The sequence below is a fragment of the Actinoplanes sp. L3-i22 genome, from assembly GCF_019704555.1.
Classification (GTDB): domain Bacteria; phylum Actinomycetota; class Actinomycetes; order Mycobacteriales; family Micromonosporaceae; genus Actinoplanes.
On record NZ_AP024745.1, the window covers coordinates 11,322,769 to 11,336,994 of the forward strand.

General features: G+C 71.1%; 11 protein-coding genes. 4 read left to right on the forward strand and 7 right to left on the reverse strand.

Annotated features, from left to right (window positions below):
• Positions 1 to 87: 87 nt before the first annotated feature.
• The 4 genes from L3i22_RS50175 to L3i22_RS50190 are packed head-to-tail and all read right to left on the reverse strand — an operon-like array spanning position 88 to position 4,682.
• Positions 88 to 1,884, reverse strand: a complete 1,797-nt coding sequence (locus L3i22_RS50175) for an ABC-F family ATP-binding cassette domain-containing protein (RefSeq protein WP_221324438.1) — start codon at positions 1,882 to 1,884, stop codon at positions 88 to 90.
• 8 nt (positions 1,885 to 1,892) lie between these two features.
• Positions 1,893 to 2,840: a 4-(cytidine 5'-diphospho)-2-C-methyl-D-erythritol kinase gene (locus L3i22_RS50180; RefSeq protein WP_221324439.1), complete on the reverse strand. Its 948-nt coding sequence runs from the start codon at positions 2,838 to 2,840 to the stop codon at positions 1,893 to 1,895.
• Positions 2,837 to 3,724: a 16S rRNA (adenine(1518)-N(6)/adenine(1519)-N(6))-dimethyltransferase RsmA gene (gene rsmA, locus L3i22_RS50185; protein ID WP_221324440.1), complete on the reverse strand. Its 888-nt coding sequence runs from the start codon at positions 3,722 to 3,724 to the stop codon at positions 2,837 to 2,839. Before rsmA ends, L3i22_RS50180 begins: the two co-directional genes overlap by 4 nt.
• 31 nt (positions 3,725 to 3,755) lie before the next feature.
• Entirely contained in the window at positions 3,756 to 4,682 is a 927-nt protein-coding gene (locus L3i22_RS50190) for a TatD family hydrolase (protein WP_221324441.1), read from the reverse strand.
• Between the two features lie 70 nt (positions 4,683 to 4,752).
• Between L3i22_RS50190 and L3i22_RS50195 the strand changes: the two genes are divergently transcribed.
• Positions 4,753 to 5,787, forward strand: coding sequence for a hypothetical protein (locus L3i22_RS50195; RefSeq protein ID WP_221324442.1), 1,035 nt, complete (start codon positions 4,753 to 4,755; stop codon positions 5,785 to 5,787).
• Between the two features lie 75 nt (positions 5,788 to 5,862).
• On the opposite strand, the gene L3i22_RS50200 is transcribed toward L3i22_RS50195, so the two are convergent.
• Positions 5,863 to 7,152, reverse strand: coding sequence for a PKD domain-containing protein (locus L3i22_RS50200; RefSeq protein ID WP_221324443.1), 1,290 nt, complete (start codon positions 7,150 to 7,152; stop codon positions 5,863 to 5,865).
• A 374-nt stretch (positions 7,153 to 7,526) separates the two neighbouring features.
• Entirely contained in the window at positions 7,527 to 9,323 is a 1,797-nt protein-coding gene (metG, locus tag L3i22_RS50205) for a methionine--tRNA ligase (RefSeq protein WP_221324444.1), read from the reverse strand.
• Positions 9,324 to 9,442: 119 nt separating this feature from the next.
• On the opposite strand from metG, the gene L3i22_RS50210 reads away from it, so the two are divergent.
• Entirely contained in the window at positions 9,443 to 10,405 is a 963-nt protein-coding gene (locus L3i22_RS50210) for a hypothetical protein (RefSeq protein ID WP_221324445.1), read from the forward strand.
• Positions 10,406 to 10,409: 4 nt separating this feature from the next.
• Here L3i22_RS50210 and rsmI read toward each other — a convergent pair whose 3' ends face one another.
• Complete coding sequence (gene rsmI, locus L3i22_RS50215) at positions 10,410 to 11,267, reverse strand: 16S rRNA (cytidine(1402)-2'-O)-methyltransferase (RefSeq protein WP_221324446.1); 858 nt, start codon at positions 11,265 to 11,267, stop codon at positions 10,410 to 10,412.
• A 60-nt stretch (positions 11,268 to 11,327) separates the two neighbouring features.
• Between rsmI and L3i22_RS50220 the strand changes: the two genes are divergently transcribed.
• Entirely contained in the window at positions 11,328 to 12,908 is a 1,581-nt protein-coding gene (locus L3i22_RS50220) for a dolichyl-phosphate-mannose--protein mannosyltransferase (protein WP_221324447.1), read from the forward strand.
• Between the two features lie 582 nt (positions 12,909 to 13,490).
• Entirely contained in the window at positions 13,491 to 14,186 is a 696-nt protein-coding gene (locus L3i22_RS50225) for a hypothetical protein (RefSeq protein WP_221324448.1), read from the forward strand.
• Positions 14,187 to 14,226 lie beyond the last annotated feature (40 nt).

The window sequence follows — 14,226 nt, forward strand, 5'->3', positions numbered from 1 at the left end:
TGCGCCATGCTGTCCGTCTCCAAGGTCAGGTGTTGTCATCCCGATTCTCGCGTATCCGCGACAAGCGGCGCAGGCACACCCCCCGGATCAGTTTCCGGGCACCTGCTCGGCCAGTTCCAGCCAGGCCATCTCGGTCTCTTCCCGCTCCTGACGAACGGCCTTGAGCTGGGCTTCCAGCTCGACGATCTTGTCGTAGTCGCTGCCGTGCTTCGCCAGGCTCTCGTTGATCCTGGCCTCCTTCTCGGTCAGCTTGTCCATCTGCCGTTCCAGCCGGGAAAGATCTTTCTTCGCCTGGCGGAGCTCACCCGAGGAGAGCCCGGGCCCGGCCGCAGCCGATCCGGCCGGCGTCCCCGTCACGGCAACGGCCTCGGTGCCGTGGATCCGGGCCAGGTATTCGTCGATGCCGCCGGGCAGGTGGACGAGCCGCCCGTCGCCGAACATGCCGTAGGCCACGTCGGTGACCCGCTCGACCAGATAACGGTCGTGGCTGGCCACGATCATCGTGCCGGGCCAGGAGTCGAGCAGGTCCTCGAGGGACGCCAGGGTGTCGGTGTCGAGGTCGTTGGTGGGCTCGTCGAGGAGCAGCACGTTCGGCTCGGTGGCGAGCAGGCGCAGCATCTGCAGCCGGCGACGCTCGCCGCCGGAGAGGTCGCTGACCGGCGTCCAGATCCGCTTGTCGGTGAAGCCGAACACCTCGGCGAGCTGACCGGCGGACAGCTCCCGGTCGCCGAGCTGGACCCGCCGGGCGACCTCCTCGACCGCTTCCAGCAGGCGCAGGTGCCCGGGCAGCTCCTTGAGCTCCTGGGACAGGAACGCGGGCTTCACGGTCGACCCGGTGACCAGGCGCCCGCCGTCCGGCTTGGTGACCCCGGCGAGCAGGCGCAGCAGGGTGGTCTTGCCGGCGCCGTTGGCGCCCAGGATCGCGATCCGGTCGCCCGGGCCGACCTGGAAGGTCAGGTCCCGGAAGATCGGCTTGGGCCCGGCGTTGAGCGTGATGTTCTCCAGGTCGTAGACCTGCTTGCCGAGCCGGGTGGTGGCCAGCCGCTGCAGGCTGACGGTGTCCCGGGCCGGCGGGACGTCGGCGATCAGCTCGTTGGCCGCGTCGATCCGGAACTTCGGCTTGGACGTCCGGGCCGGCGGGCCGCGGCGCAGCCAGGCGATCTCCTTGCGGAGCAGGTTCTGCCGGCGGGCCTCGACGGTGGCGGCGACCCGCTGGCGCTCGGCGCGGGCCAGGATCCAGGCGGCGTAGCCACCCTCGTACGCGTGCACCTGCTCGTCGACGACCTCCCAGGTCGCCGTGCAGACCGCGTCGAGGAACCAGCGGTCGTGGGTGACCACGACCAGCGAGCCGCGGCGGGTGAGCAGGTGGTTGGCGAGCCAGTCGACGCCTGCCACGTCGAGATGGTTGGTGGGCTCGTCGAGGATCAGCAGGTCGCTCTCGCGGACCAGCAGGGCGGCCAGGGCGACCCGGCGGCGCTCGCCACCGGACATCGGGCCGACCGGGGTGTCCAGCCCGAGGTGGCCCATGCCGAGGCCGTCGAGCACGATCCGCACGCCGGCGTCGCCGGCCCACTCGTGCTCGGCGCCCATGCTCTGCGGCAGCCAGGCGGTGCCGAGCACGACGTCCCGCACGGTCGCCTCGGCGGCCAGGTCGAGAGTCTGCGGCAGGTTGGCGACGCGCAGGTCCCGGCGGTGCGTCACGCGTCCGGAGTCCGGCTCCTCGATCTTGGCGAGCATCCGCAGGAGGGTGGACTTGCCGGCGCCGTTGAGGCCGACGATGCCGACGCGAGCGTCGTCGTCGAGGCCGAGTGAGACGTCGGTGAGCAGCTGACCGGCGGCGCCGTAACCCTTGTTGACCCGGTCCAGGTTGATTATGTTCGCCACGATGGGGCCTAGATTACCCGCGCCCCCGGCTGCGGCCCGCGGGCGGTGACCGCTCCGCGGCAGACCCCGGCGGCGGTGAGGTTGTCGGCGATCTCCTGCGCGTGCGCGGCGTTGCCGGCGAGGAAGACACACGTCGGGCCGGAGCCGGAGACCAGCCCGGTCAGCGCGCCGGCCTCGGTGCCGGCCTTGAGCACGTCGGCGAGCTGCGGGCGCAGGGCCAGCGCGGCCGGTTGCAGGTCGTTGCCGAGGACCGCGGCCAGCACCTCCGGGTTGCGCTGGCGGAGCGCGCCCATCAGCCGGTCGGCGTTGCCGAGCGGGGCGGGCGGGAAGGAACCGGCGCGCAGCGTGTCGAGCTCGCGGTAGACGGCCGGCGTGGCCAGGCCGCCGTCGGCGATCGCGACCACCCAGTGCCAGGTGGTCGGGCGGGCCAGGATCGGGCTGACCGCCTCGCCGCGGCCGGTGCCGAGCGCGGTGCCGCCGTGCAGCAGGAACGGGATGTCCGAGCCGAGCTGGGCGCCGACCTCGGCGAGGTCGTCGCGGGACAGCCCGAGGCCCCAGAGCAGGTCGCAGGCGATCAGCGTGGCGGCGGCGTCGGCGCTGCCCCCGGCCAGGCCGCCGGCCAGCGGGATCGACTTGCGCAGGTGCAGCCGGGCGTAGGCCGGGACCCGGGCCCGGGCGGCCAGCGCCCGGGCGGCCCGCATGATCAGGTTGGTCTCGTCGAGCGCCAGCTCGCCGGTGCCCTCGCCCTCCATGGTGACCGTGAGGGTGTCGCCGTGCCGGGCGGTGATCTCGTCGAACAGGCTGATCGCGTGGTAGACGGTGGTCAGCTCGTGAAAGCCGTCGGAGCGCAGCGCGCCGACCCCGAGGTGCAGGTTGATCTTCGCCGGCACGCGGACCTTGACCGGGCCGTTGTGCGGGCGTGGCTCGTCGTCGTCCGGACCCCAGGCCTCGGTCATGCTTCCGCCTCCTCGGGCTGTGCGCCGGACGGGCTGAGCTTACCGCCGTGCTCGGACGTTTTCGCCGCCGCCGCGATCGCGACGAACTGCTCCACGGTCAGCGACTCGCCACGGGCCTGCGGGCTGATCCCGGCCGCGACGAGCACCCGTTCGGCGTGCGCGGCGCCACCGGCCCAGCCGGCCAGGGCGGCCCGCAGGGTCTTGCGGCGCTGCGCGAACGCGGCGTCGACGACCCGGAACACGTCCGCCCGGGCGGCTCCGGCCGGCGGTTCCCGGCGGGTGAAGGCGACCAGGCCGGAGTCCACGTTGGGCACCGGCCAGAACACCGCGGGCGGCACCTTCCCGGCCGGCTTGGCGGTGGCGTACCAGGCCAGCTTGACCGAGGGGATGCCGTACACCTTGGACCCGGGACCGGCGGTGAGCCGGTCGGCGACCTCCTTCTGCACCATGACCAGGCCACCGCGCAGCGTCGGCAGCTCGGCGAGCAGGTGCAGGACGACCGGGACGGCGACGTTGTACGGCAGGTTCGCCACCAGCACGGTCGGCGCCGGGTCGAACCGGTCGCCGGTGACCCGGAGCGCGTCGGCCGGATGGACGGTCAGGTGCGCGGCGGTGACGGTCGCCGGCAGTGCCGCGGCCAGGACCGGGTCGATCTCCACCGCGTGCACGTGCCGGACCGCGCCGGCCAGGCCCAGGGTGAGCGAGCCGAGGCCGGGGCCGACCTCCAGCGCGACGTCCTCCGGGCGCAGGGCGGCGGCGGCCACGATGCGGCGGATGGTGTTCGGGTCGTGCAGGAAGTTCTGGCCGAGCTTCTTGGTCGGCGCGACGCCGAGGCGCGCGGCGAGTTCCCGGATCTCCGCCGGGCCGAGCAGTCCGTCAGCCATGTGAGCAGCCTAGGCGGCCGACTACCACCGCTCAGGCCCAGGGGCCGAAGACGCGGTTCCCGGTGGCCGAGATGGTCGCGCAGAGCTCGTCGACGTCGACGCCCCGGGCGGCGGCCAGGGCCCGTACGGTGATCGGGATCAAATAGGACGCGTTGGGCCGGCCCCGGTGCGGCACCGGGGTCAGGTAGGGCGCGTCGGTCTCGACCATCATCAGCTCGGGCGGGGTGATCGCGGCCGCCTCGCGCAGGTTGGTGGCGCTGGCGAAGGTGATCGTCCCGGCGAAGCTCAGGAAGTAACCGCGGCGTACGCACTCGGCGGCGAACGTGGCGTCCCCGGAGAAGCAGTGCAGCACCACGGTGTCCGGCGCGCCCTCGGAGTCGAGGATCCGCAGCACGTCGTCGTGGGCCTCCCGATCGTGGATGATCAGCGCCTTGCCGTGCCGCTTGGCGATCTGGATGTGCGCCCGGAAGCTGGTCTCCTGCGCGGCCCGGCCCTCGTCCTGGGTCCGGAACGTGTCCATCCCGGTCTCCCCGATGCCACGGACCCGGGGCCGGGCGGCCAGCGCCTCGATCTCGCGCAGCGCCTCGTCGAGGTCGGCCAGGCGGGGCGCGTCGTTGGGGTGCAGGGCGACCGCGGCGAGCACCGACTCGTGCCGGTCGGCCAGGTCGGCGCCCCAGCGCGACGAGTCCACGTCGACGCCGACCTGGACCAGGCGGTCGATGCCGTTCTTGGCGGCCGCGGCGATCAGCGCCTGGACCGGGTCGCCGCCCGGCTCGACGCCGGGCACGCCGGCCTCCTGAATGGTCAGGTCGAGGTGGGTGTGGCTGTCGAAGACCGGCACCGCGAGCGGTTCCGGGGCGGGCGGGAACTCGCCGGCCCGGCGGGCGGCGTTGGCCCGGCGTTTCTCCGAAGGCGTCGGTGATCCGCTTGACGGGGGAGTCGAAGGCATGTGAGACATTCTGCACGTCGCATTTTTCGGTAACCGGGCGTTCATCCGATATCCACCGGGATCACTTAAATTCCCGCCCGTGACCGTGATCGGTGAGGACAGCCAGCTGGGCGCCGACCCGCTCGAGCCTCCTCTGATGGCACCGTTGCGCCGCGATCTGACCTGGCAGGCCGTGCAGTCGATGAGCCAGTCCGCGGTGCACCGGGACGACCTCTCGCTGCGTGCGATCCGGGAGACGGCGGCCGTGCGCCGCGGCACCCGGATGACCAAACTCCTGTCTCCGGCCCAGGTCGCGGGGCATCTGGGCGGCTGGCTGCCATACGGCTTCTGCTACCGCTCGTGCGACATCGCGCACCTGTCCGAGCCGGACCAGCTGACCCTGCTGCGCACCGACGGCGCGGCCGACGACCGGGTCGCGTTCGCGCTGCGCTGGCGGGCCACCGACCCGGCCGACTACGAGCTGCCGGCCCCGCCGTCCCAGCCCGGCCTGGCCGCGCTGCCGGCCCACTCCCGGATCGGCGCGATGGTGCTGGGCACCGGCTTCACGCCGAGCATGGACGACCTGATCCCGGAGTACATCACCGCCGGGTTCGCCGACCTGCCGATCCCGGCGAACGCGCAGCTGGTCGCGCACATGCCGGGCGGTGACGAGGTGGTGCTCTACACGTACCAGCCGGAGCAGCACGGCTGGCTGCGGCTGGCCGGCCCGCGCTGGCGCGGCCTGCTCGGCGAGATCCCCGGGGCGAGCCCGGACCGGGAGTACGTGCCGTGCACCGCGGCCGGCACCGCGCGGCTGGTTGGCACGATCAACGACAAGGAATACGAGGCGGTCGCCGACCCGCCCGGTGAGTTCCGGGTCCGGGCGCTGACCCGGGCCGCCCGCTACCAGGTGCAGACCCTGAGCCGGCGGGCCGAGCAGGCGCTGTGGCGCGGGGTGCCGTGCTGGGTGCTGCAGCGGGACGAGACGTGGGCCCGGCTGCGACTGCTCCGGCCGGACGTCGACTCGCTGAGCGCGACCGGGGCGCGGTGTTACGAGCGCGGGGTCTACGAGGCCTGGGCGCCGATCGACGAGCTCGCCGACCATCACATCGCGGAGATCGCGTACCAGATCTGATACCGGATCCGAACGGGGACACGAAAAAGGGCCGGCTCGCGCCGGCCCTTTCCCATGTGTGGTGCGACTAGCTCATCAGCTGCGGGTCAGCTTGACGTGCAGGCCCCGGTAGCCGAGGTGGTCGGCCCAGTCCTGGGCGTACGCGTCGATGTACAGGTCACCCTTGGCCTGGCCGGAGACCTTGAAGGACCACTTGCCCGAGACGACCTTGGCGGCCACCGCGGTGCACTTGGAGTAGTAGTCCGCGTCGCTGTAGACCCGGATCCACTTCTTCTTGGCGGTGAAGCAGTACACCTTGGAGCCGCTGACGCGGGTCAGGTAGACGTAGGCGTACGGCGCGCCGGAACCGGTGTCGGTGACGGTGCCCTTGACCACGGACCACGACTTGACGCGGTTCGAGCTCGACGGCTTCGTGATCTTCACGACCGGCGTCCAGGCGTCCCGCTTGACCGAGACCGAGCCGGCGTTGATCCAGCTGGAGTAGCCGTTCTTGTTCCGGTACTGGATCAGGAGCTGCTTGGTGCCGGTGACGACCGACTCCGAGCCCTTGTAGTGGTAGTAGTAGCCGGTCACGTTCTGGTTCTTGCCGGTGAACGTGTCGATCCAGCCGTCGCCCCAGTTCAGCTTGAACGCCAGGGTGCCGGCCGGAACGCTGGTGACCTTGGCGGTGAAGCGCTGGCCGGGCCACACGCTGTGCGAGGTCAGCGAGACGCGCCCGGGCAGGGCGACGACCACGGACTTCACGATCGGGGCGGAGGCGTTGCCGGCGGTGTCCGTCAGCGTCTCGGCGATCTTGAAGGTGCCGAACTTCGCGTACGTGTGCGCGATGCTGCTCTGACCGGCGGTCAGCGTGGTGTTGGTGCCGTCGCCGAAGTCGATGTACCGCGTGATCGCGGCGTCAGCGTCCTTGTTGTCGGCGTACTGCGCCTCCGTCTGGGTGACGGTGACCGTCTGCCCGACCCAGATCGAGGTCAGGTTCAGGCCGAACGTCCCGGTCGGCGCCTCGGTGTCCGCGGGCGGAACCGTGGTCGGGTCCGTCGGCGGCGTCGTGGTCTCGGTCGGGGCGACCGTCGTCGGCTCCGTGGTCGGCTCCGTCGGCGGCGTGGTGGTCTCGGTCGGAGCGACCGTGGTCGGCTCCGTGGTCGGGTCCGTCGGGTCGACGGTCGGCGACGTGGTGGTGTCGGTCGGCTCCGGCGTCGGCGTCGTGGTCGCCTCGGTCGGGTCAGCCGTCGGCTCGGTGGTCTCGGTGGCGACCGTGCCGCCGGTGGTGTCGGCGTAGGCCGGCGAGGTCGCGACCGCGCCGCCGGCGAGCAGCGCGCCACCGACGATGGCCGCGAGCAGCGGCCGGGACAGGCGTGGTTTCAAGGAAGTTCCAGCTCCTTAGAGGGGTACCAGAACCACATGAGAAGGGTTGGCCCGGCCGAAGCGGAACGTCAGAACGCACCCGTATCGACAAAACGCCAACGTGCCCCCGTGGCGTCGATCAATCTAACCTCTTCGGAGCAGGTGATCAATCCCGTTTCGATCGATGCCCGGTGCGCTTTGGCACAGTCTTGCGCCTGATGCACAAAGGACAATCGGTGCTGGCCCGCGCCGAGACGCCGCCGTAGCGATGAAACGCCTGCGTATCTCAGATGGCGCGGTCACGGTACCCGGTGGATAACTTCATGATCAATATCTGCCCGGCCCACGAAAAAGGCCCGGCAGTGCCGGGCCCCTCTCACCTGTTCAGCCGATGGTCACTCGCCCAGGCGGGCCAGCTCCTCCTCGATCACGGACGGCTCCAGCTTGCGGAACACCGGCTTCGGCGTGCTCAGCGGTGTGCCGGCCACCAGCGGCACCGACTCCCAGCGCGCGCCGACCGTGTAGTCGCCGGTCAGCACCGGGTAGCCCGGGCCGCCGTCCAGGTCCTCGACCTCGACGATCCGCGGCATCGGGGCGTGCACCCCGGTGCCGCCGAGCAGCTCGTGCACCTTCTGCGCGGAGTGCGGCAGGAACGGCGTGAGCAGCGTGTTCGCGTCGCTGACCACCTGCAGCGCGACGTGCAGGACGGTCGCCTGACGCGGCTTCTCCTCGTCCGACTTGAGCTTCCACGGGGCCTGGTCGGACAGGTACTTGTTGGCCTCGGCGACGACCTTCATGGCCTCGGCGATCGCGGCCTTCTGCCGGTGCTTGCCGATCAGCTCGCCGACCGTGGTGAAGCCGACCCGGGCCACCTCGAGCACGGCCCGGTCGTCGTCGGTCAGCTCGCCCGCCTCGGGGATCACGCCGAAGTTCTTCGCGGCCATCGAGATCGAGCGGTTGACCAGGTTGCCCCAGCCGGCGACCAGCTCGTCGTTGTTGCGCCGGACGAACTCGGCCCAGGTGAAGTCGGTGTCGTTGGACTCCGGGCCGGCCGCGGCGATGAAGTACCGCAGGGCGTCGGCGTCGTAGCGCTCCAGGAAGTCGCGCACGTAGATGACCACCTTGCGGGACGAGGAGAACTTCTTGCCCTCCATCGTCAGGTACTCACTGGAGACCACCTCGGTCGGCAGGTTCAGCTTGCCCAGCGAACCGGCCTGGCCGCCCTTGTCGCCCTCCCCGGAGTAGCCCAGCAGCAGCGCCGGCCAGATCACCGAGTGGAAGACGATGTTGTCCTTGCCCATGAAGTAGTAGGCGGACGCGTCCTTGCCCTGCGCGTCGGCCGACCACCACTGCCGCCACGCCTCCGGGTCACCGGTGCGCCGCGCCCACTCGATCGACGCCGACAGGTAGCCGATGACCGCGTCGAACCAGACGTAGATGCGCTTGTCGGCCCGGTCGCGCCAGCCGTCCAGCGGGATCGGGACGCCCCACTCCAGGTCCCGGGTGATCGCCCGGGGCTGCAGGTCGTCGAGCAGGTTGCGGGAGAACTTCAGGACGTTGGGCCGCCAGTTCTCCCGCTGGTCCAGCCAGTTGCCGATCGCCTGGGCGAAGGCCGGCAGGTCCAGGAAGAAGTGCTCGGTCTCGACGAACTTCGGGGTCTCCCCGTTGATCCGGGACTTCGGGTTGATCAGCTGCTCGGGGTCGAGCTGGTTGCCGCAGTTGTCGCACTGGTCGCCGCGGGCGCTGTCGTAACCGCAGATCGGGCAGGTGCCCTCGATGTAGCGGTCGGGCAGGGTGCGTCCGGTGGACGGGGAGATCGCGCCCAGCGTGGTGCGGGCCACGATGTACCCGTTCGTGTGCAGGCCCTCGAACAGCTCCTGCACCACCGCGTAGTGGTTGCGCGTGGTGGTCCGGGTGAACAGGTCGTAGGACAGGCCCAGCCCGTGCAGGTCCTCCACGATCACCCGGTTGTACCGATCGGCGAGCTCGCGCGGGGTGACCCCGTCGGCGTCCGCCTGGACCTGGATCGGAGTGCCGTGCTCGTCGGTGCCCGACACCATGAGCACGTCGTGGCCGGCCATCCGCATGTACCGGCTGAAGACGTCGGACGGCACCCCGAAGCCGGACACATGACCGATGTGGCGCGGGCCGTTGGCATATGGCCAGGCGACCGCGGCGAGAACGTGACTCATGACGTCCAGCGTAGTGACCCGCCCGGACCGGCCGCGAAGGGATAAGCGAGCGACCGATTTGTGCCGACACGCCCGATCATTGGCAGCTTTGACGGCGGACCCCGTAGTTGACTGGACGGGTGACCGGAAACACACCGCAACCAGGGGACCACCCGTGGGCCGAGGTCGATCCGGACCCCACGTGGTGGCAGGGCGACACCGACCGGCTGCCGACCTCGCAGGAGTGGGCCGACCGGGCCGGCGACGAGGCCCGGGCCGCGGGCGCCGCCGACGTCGCCGAGCACCTCGACAACGAGCGCCTGGCCACCGCCGACCAGCTGATGATCATCGAGCCGGGGCAGCCGGCCGAGGTCGTACCGAAGGCTCCGGTCCTGCCTGAGCCCAGCGACCGCAACCGGCCCACCGTGGCCCTGGACCCGCGGCGCCCACTCGGCGGGCCGCTGCCGCCGCTGCCGGACGGCGGCGTCTCGGCGGCCACCGCGAACCGCCTCGAACGGGTGGAGAACTCGCCGTTCTGGGAGACCGACGAGGCCCGGATCGTCGCCGAGGCCCGCGACGACCGGCCCGGGCGCCGGCGCCGCCCGCCGGCCACCCACCCGGTCCCCTCGCTGCTGGCGCTGCTCGCGCTGAGCCTGGTGGCGGCGTTCTTCGCCTGGGTCAGCGCGGAGCCGTTCTGGCTCGCGGTGGGGCACGGCGACCGGGGGTACGCGACCACCGCGCACTGCCAGGGCGACGGTCTCACCCAGCGCTGCACCGGCCGGTTCGCCAGCACGGACGGCCGGATCAGGTCCGGCCGGGTGACCCTGCTCGGAATCTCCGGCAGCGCCCGCGCGCCCGGCGCGGTCACCGGCGCGCGGATGGTCAGCCCGCGCAGCGCACAGGCCTACACCGCGCCGCCCGGCCTGCTCATGCACCTGCGCTGGGCGCTGGGCTTCCTGCTCGTGCTGATCTGCGGGTACGGCATCGCGGGCGCGACCGGCGCCCGCCGGCTGGAGTCCCCGCGCGCCCGGCGCGGCGCCCTGCTGGGCAGCGTCGCCGGCCCGGTGCTGCTGCTGATCGGCTTTCTGATCGCCGCCTACTGATCGCTCACGGGGCGCTGTGGACCAGCGTGTAGACGTCGCGCTTCTTCAGGCCGTACTGATCGGCGATGGTCTGAACGGCGTCCCGCCGCGACTCGCCGGCCGCCTCGCGCGCCGCCACCGCCGCACGCAGCTCGTCGTCGCCCGGACGCTCCGCGGACCGGGCCGGCGCGCCACCCACCACCAGGGTGATCTCGCCGCGCGGCGCACCCTCGGCGGCCCACTTGGCGAGCTCTTCACAGGTGCCGCGGCGGATCTCCTCGTACGTCTTGGTCAGCTCCCGGCAGACCGCGGCCGGCCGGTCCGCGCCGAAGGTAGCGGACAGGTCGGTGAGCGCCTCGGCGATCCGGTGCGGCGCCTCGAAGAAGACCAGCGTGCGCGGCTCGGCGGCCAGCTCCCGCAGCCGTGACCGGCGGTTCGACCCGGTGCGCGGCAGGAAGCCCTCGAAGACGAACCGGTCGCTGGGCAGCCCGGAGAGCGCGAGCGCGGTGGTCACCGCGCTCGGGCCGGGCGCCGCGGTCACCGGGTAGCCGGCGTCGAGGGCGGCCCGGACCAGTCGGAACCCGGGGTCGGAGACGCTCGGCATGCCGCCGTCGGTGATCACCACGACGGTCGCGCCGGCGGCCAGCTCGTTGACCAGGTCCAGGGTGCGCCACTCCTCGTTGCCCTCGAAGTAGGAGACGACCTTGCCGCGCGTGGTCACCTCGAGGTCCTTGACCAGACGGCCCAGCCGGCGGGTGTCCTCGGCGGCGATCACGTCCGCGGTGGCGAGCACTTCCCGGAGCCGGGCCGAGGCGTCGCCGATGTTGCCCAGCGGAGCCCCGGCCAGGACAACCCGGCCGATTCCTACTTCTTCACGAGACACCGGGAAAGTGCATCACACGCCCGGGCATCAGTTCAAAGCTCGGCAGCCTACGATCGCGGGGTGACGACGGCGACAGCTGAGACTGACCTCACCACCGGGGACTCCCCCGCCGGGGCGGAGTCGTCCCGGAGCGTGCGCGTGGTGCCCGACCTCGTCCGGCGGCGCCTGTCGACGCTGGACAACCGCCTGGAGCCCTGGTCCTGGCTGGTCACCGCGGTGATCACGCTGGCCGCGGGGATCCTGCGGCTGGCCGGGGTGGACAAGCCGAAGGGCTACATCTTCGACGAGGTCTACTACCCGACCGACGCGTGGGACATGCTCCAGCACGGCGTCGAGTGGGACGAGAAGACCAACGGCCCGGCGTACGTGGTGCATCCCCCACTGGGCAAATGGCTGATCGCCCTGGGCGAGCAGATCTTCGGCAACCGTGAGCTGGGGTGGCGGTTCACCGCCGCGATCGCCGGCACGCTGATGATCTTCATCCTGATCCGGGTGGCGTACCGGATGTTCCACTCCACTGTCCTGGCCGGGATGGCCGGCCTGCTGATGACCCTGGACGGGTTCCAGCTGGTGCTGTCCCGCACCGCGCTGCTGGACATCTTCCTCGGGCTCTTCGTCCTGCTCACGTTCGCCTGCATGGTGCTGGACCGGGACCATTACCGGCGGCGCTGGCGCGACGAGCTGGCCAAGGGCTTCGACCCGGCGGCCACCCACCGGATTCCGAAGATCGTGCCGTGGTGGCTGCTGGCCAGCGGCGCGTTCTTCGGTCTGGCCTGCGGGGTGAAGTGGAGCGCGCTGTTCTTCGCGCCGTTCTTCGCCGCGCTGGTGATCGCCTGGCGCTGGCAGGCCCGCCGGTCGGCCCGGGTGCGCGGCCCGTTCGTGGCCGGCATCCTCGGCGACTTCGGCTACCTGGTGCTCAGCTTCGTCCTGAGCATCATCTTCTACCTGGCCACCTGGACCGGCTGGTTCGTCACCGACACCGGCTACTTCCGGCACTACCGGGAGGCGAACGGGCTCAGCGAGCCGCCGATCCTGGGCGCGCTGCTGAACCTGATGCACTACCACTCCGAGGCGTACAACTTCCACAGCGGACTGACCGAGAAGCACGTCTACCAGTCCTGGCCGTGGCAGTGGCTGCTGCTCGGGCGGCCGGTCGCGTTCTACTGGAACGGCAACGGCAACTGCGGGGCGACCAGTTGCGCCGCCGAGATCCTGCTGCTGGGCACGCCGCTGCTGTGGTGGTCGTTCCTGCCGGCGCTGTTCGCGCTGGTCTGGTTCGGGATCGCCCGGCGCGACTGGCGGGCGTACGCGATCTTCGCCGGGTCGATGGCCGGCCTGCTGCCGTGGTTCTACTTCGCGGTCAAGGACGGCCGGACGATGTTCTCGTTCTACGTGATGCCGGGGCTGCCGTTCCTGATCCTGGCGGTGGTCTACGTCCTCGGGGCGATCATGACGCCACCGGGCGGGATGACCGTCGGAGCGGCGCGCACCGACCGGCAGTTGATCGGGACGGTGGTCGCGGCGACGTACATCGTGCTGGTGGCGCTCTGCTTCGCGTACTTCTATCCGGTCTTCGTGGGCAAGACCATGCCGTACGACGACTGGTCCATCCGCATGTGGCTGGGCAGTCGCTGGATCTGATCCGGCCCCGCACGGACGAAGCCCGGCGTTTTCGCCGGGCTTCGTGGCTTTCAGGGGATCTTTACGGACTTGGCCGGTGCATCGATCTTTGCACCTTTTCGCTGATCACGGCGCATCCGCTCGGTGATCACAGAACGCCCGGACCGGACACGGGCGGAAAATAGGGCGCGCCCCGATCGCCTGCCACGGGGGAAGCGGGCGATAGGGGCGCGCAAGATGCAGCTTAACGAGCCTGGATGAGCGGCACAACGGGTGTCCGCCACGGATTGCCGTGTCGATGCCAGCATCCCAGCGATTCGGACAATATGCTCTTTTTACATTAACATCGCATATCCGCTCATGAATACGATTCAACTCCAGGGTCAGGAATGCGACAGCAAATAGATCCGAATTCTGGCGTAACGTATTCGGCCCGTGAGTCGCACCGCAGCTCAGCGGATCGAGGGTCGCCCGACATACATGAGTCGCCACCGGGTCAAATCACTGGGCTCGGCATTTCGTCCCTTTTCGGGGGATCAGTCGGCCATCACCCTTATAGGTGACAAGCGCCAAGATCGCGATAAATGTTCTTAAGCTCGCCGCGTGACAACGCAGGAGCACCAACACCAACAGACCGCCGACCAGCGAATTCCGGACACGGAAGTGATCGCCGTTGCGACGCCGGCTCCGGTGTTCGTCGACTCCACCGGGCGACGGAGCCGCATGCTCCGCCGGATCGCGCTGGCGTTCGGCATCCTCGTCGTCTCCTACGGCGGGCTGGTCAGCATCAGCCTGGCCGGCGGCCCGGTGAGTTCGAGCGCCGTGCTGCCGCTGCCCGGCCTGGATGACGACGAGAAGGCCGATCCGGTGCCGCCCCGGCCCGGACCGGCCCCGGCGGCGATCCCGTCGAGCACGCCGGCCCGGGCGCCGGTGGAGTCGACCGGCAACCCGGCCCGGCAGCCGGCCCGGCCGGCGAGCGTGACCGCCAAGCCGGCCGCGTCCACCAAGCCGGCGGCGACCAAGGCGCCGACCAAGGCGGCCACCAAGCCGACCCCGGCCAAGACGACGCCCACCCCGGCCGTCACCACGACCAAGCCCACCGAGTCGACCACCACCCCGGCGACCACCGAGCCGGCCACCACCAAGGCGCCCGACCCGGCGCCGCCGGCCCCGCCGGTCACCACGAAGAGCACCACCAGGAGTGAGCCGACCGCGCTGCCCACGCTCGCGCCGGTGCTCGGTGCCGATCCGGCCGACAACGACTCGCCCGGGCCCTCGTCGTCAGGGGCCTCGGCGTGAGCCGTAACCGGGGCCGCAGCCGCCGGCGCATCCTGCCCCG

Coding starts and splice junctions, on each gene's coding strand:
- L3i22_RS50190 (WP_221324441.1), bottom strand. CDS start 4,682: ATGTCTCACATGCCTTCGACTCCCCCGTCAAGCGGATCACCGACGCCT.
- L3i22_RS50180 (WP_221324439.1), bottom strand. CDS start 2,840: ATGACCGAGGCCTGGGGTCCGGACGACGACGAGCCACGCCCGCACAAC.
- metG (WP_221324444.1), bottom strand. CDS start 9,323: ATGAGTCACGTTCTCGCCGCGGTCGCCTGGCCATATGCCAACGGCCCG.
- rsmA (WP_221324440.1), bottom strand. CDS start 3,724: ATGGCTGACGGACTGCTCGGCCCGGCGGAGATCCGGGAACTCGCCGCG.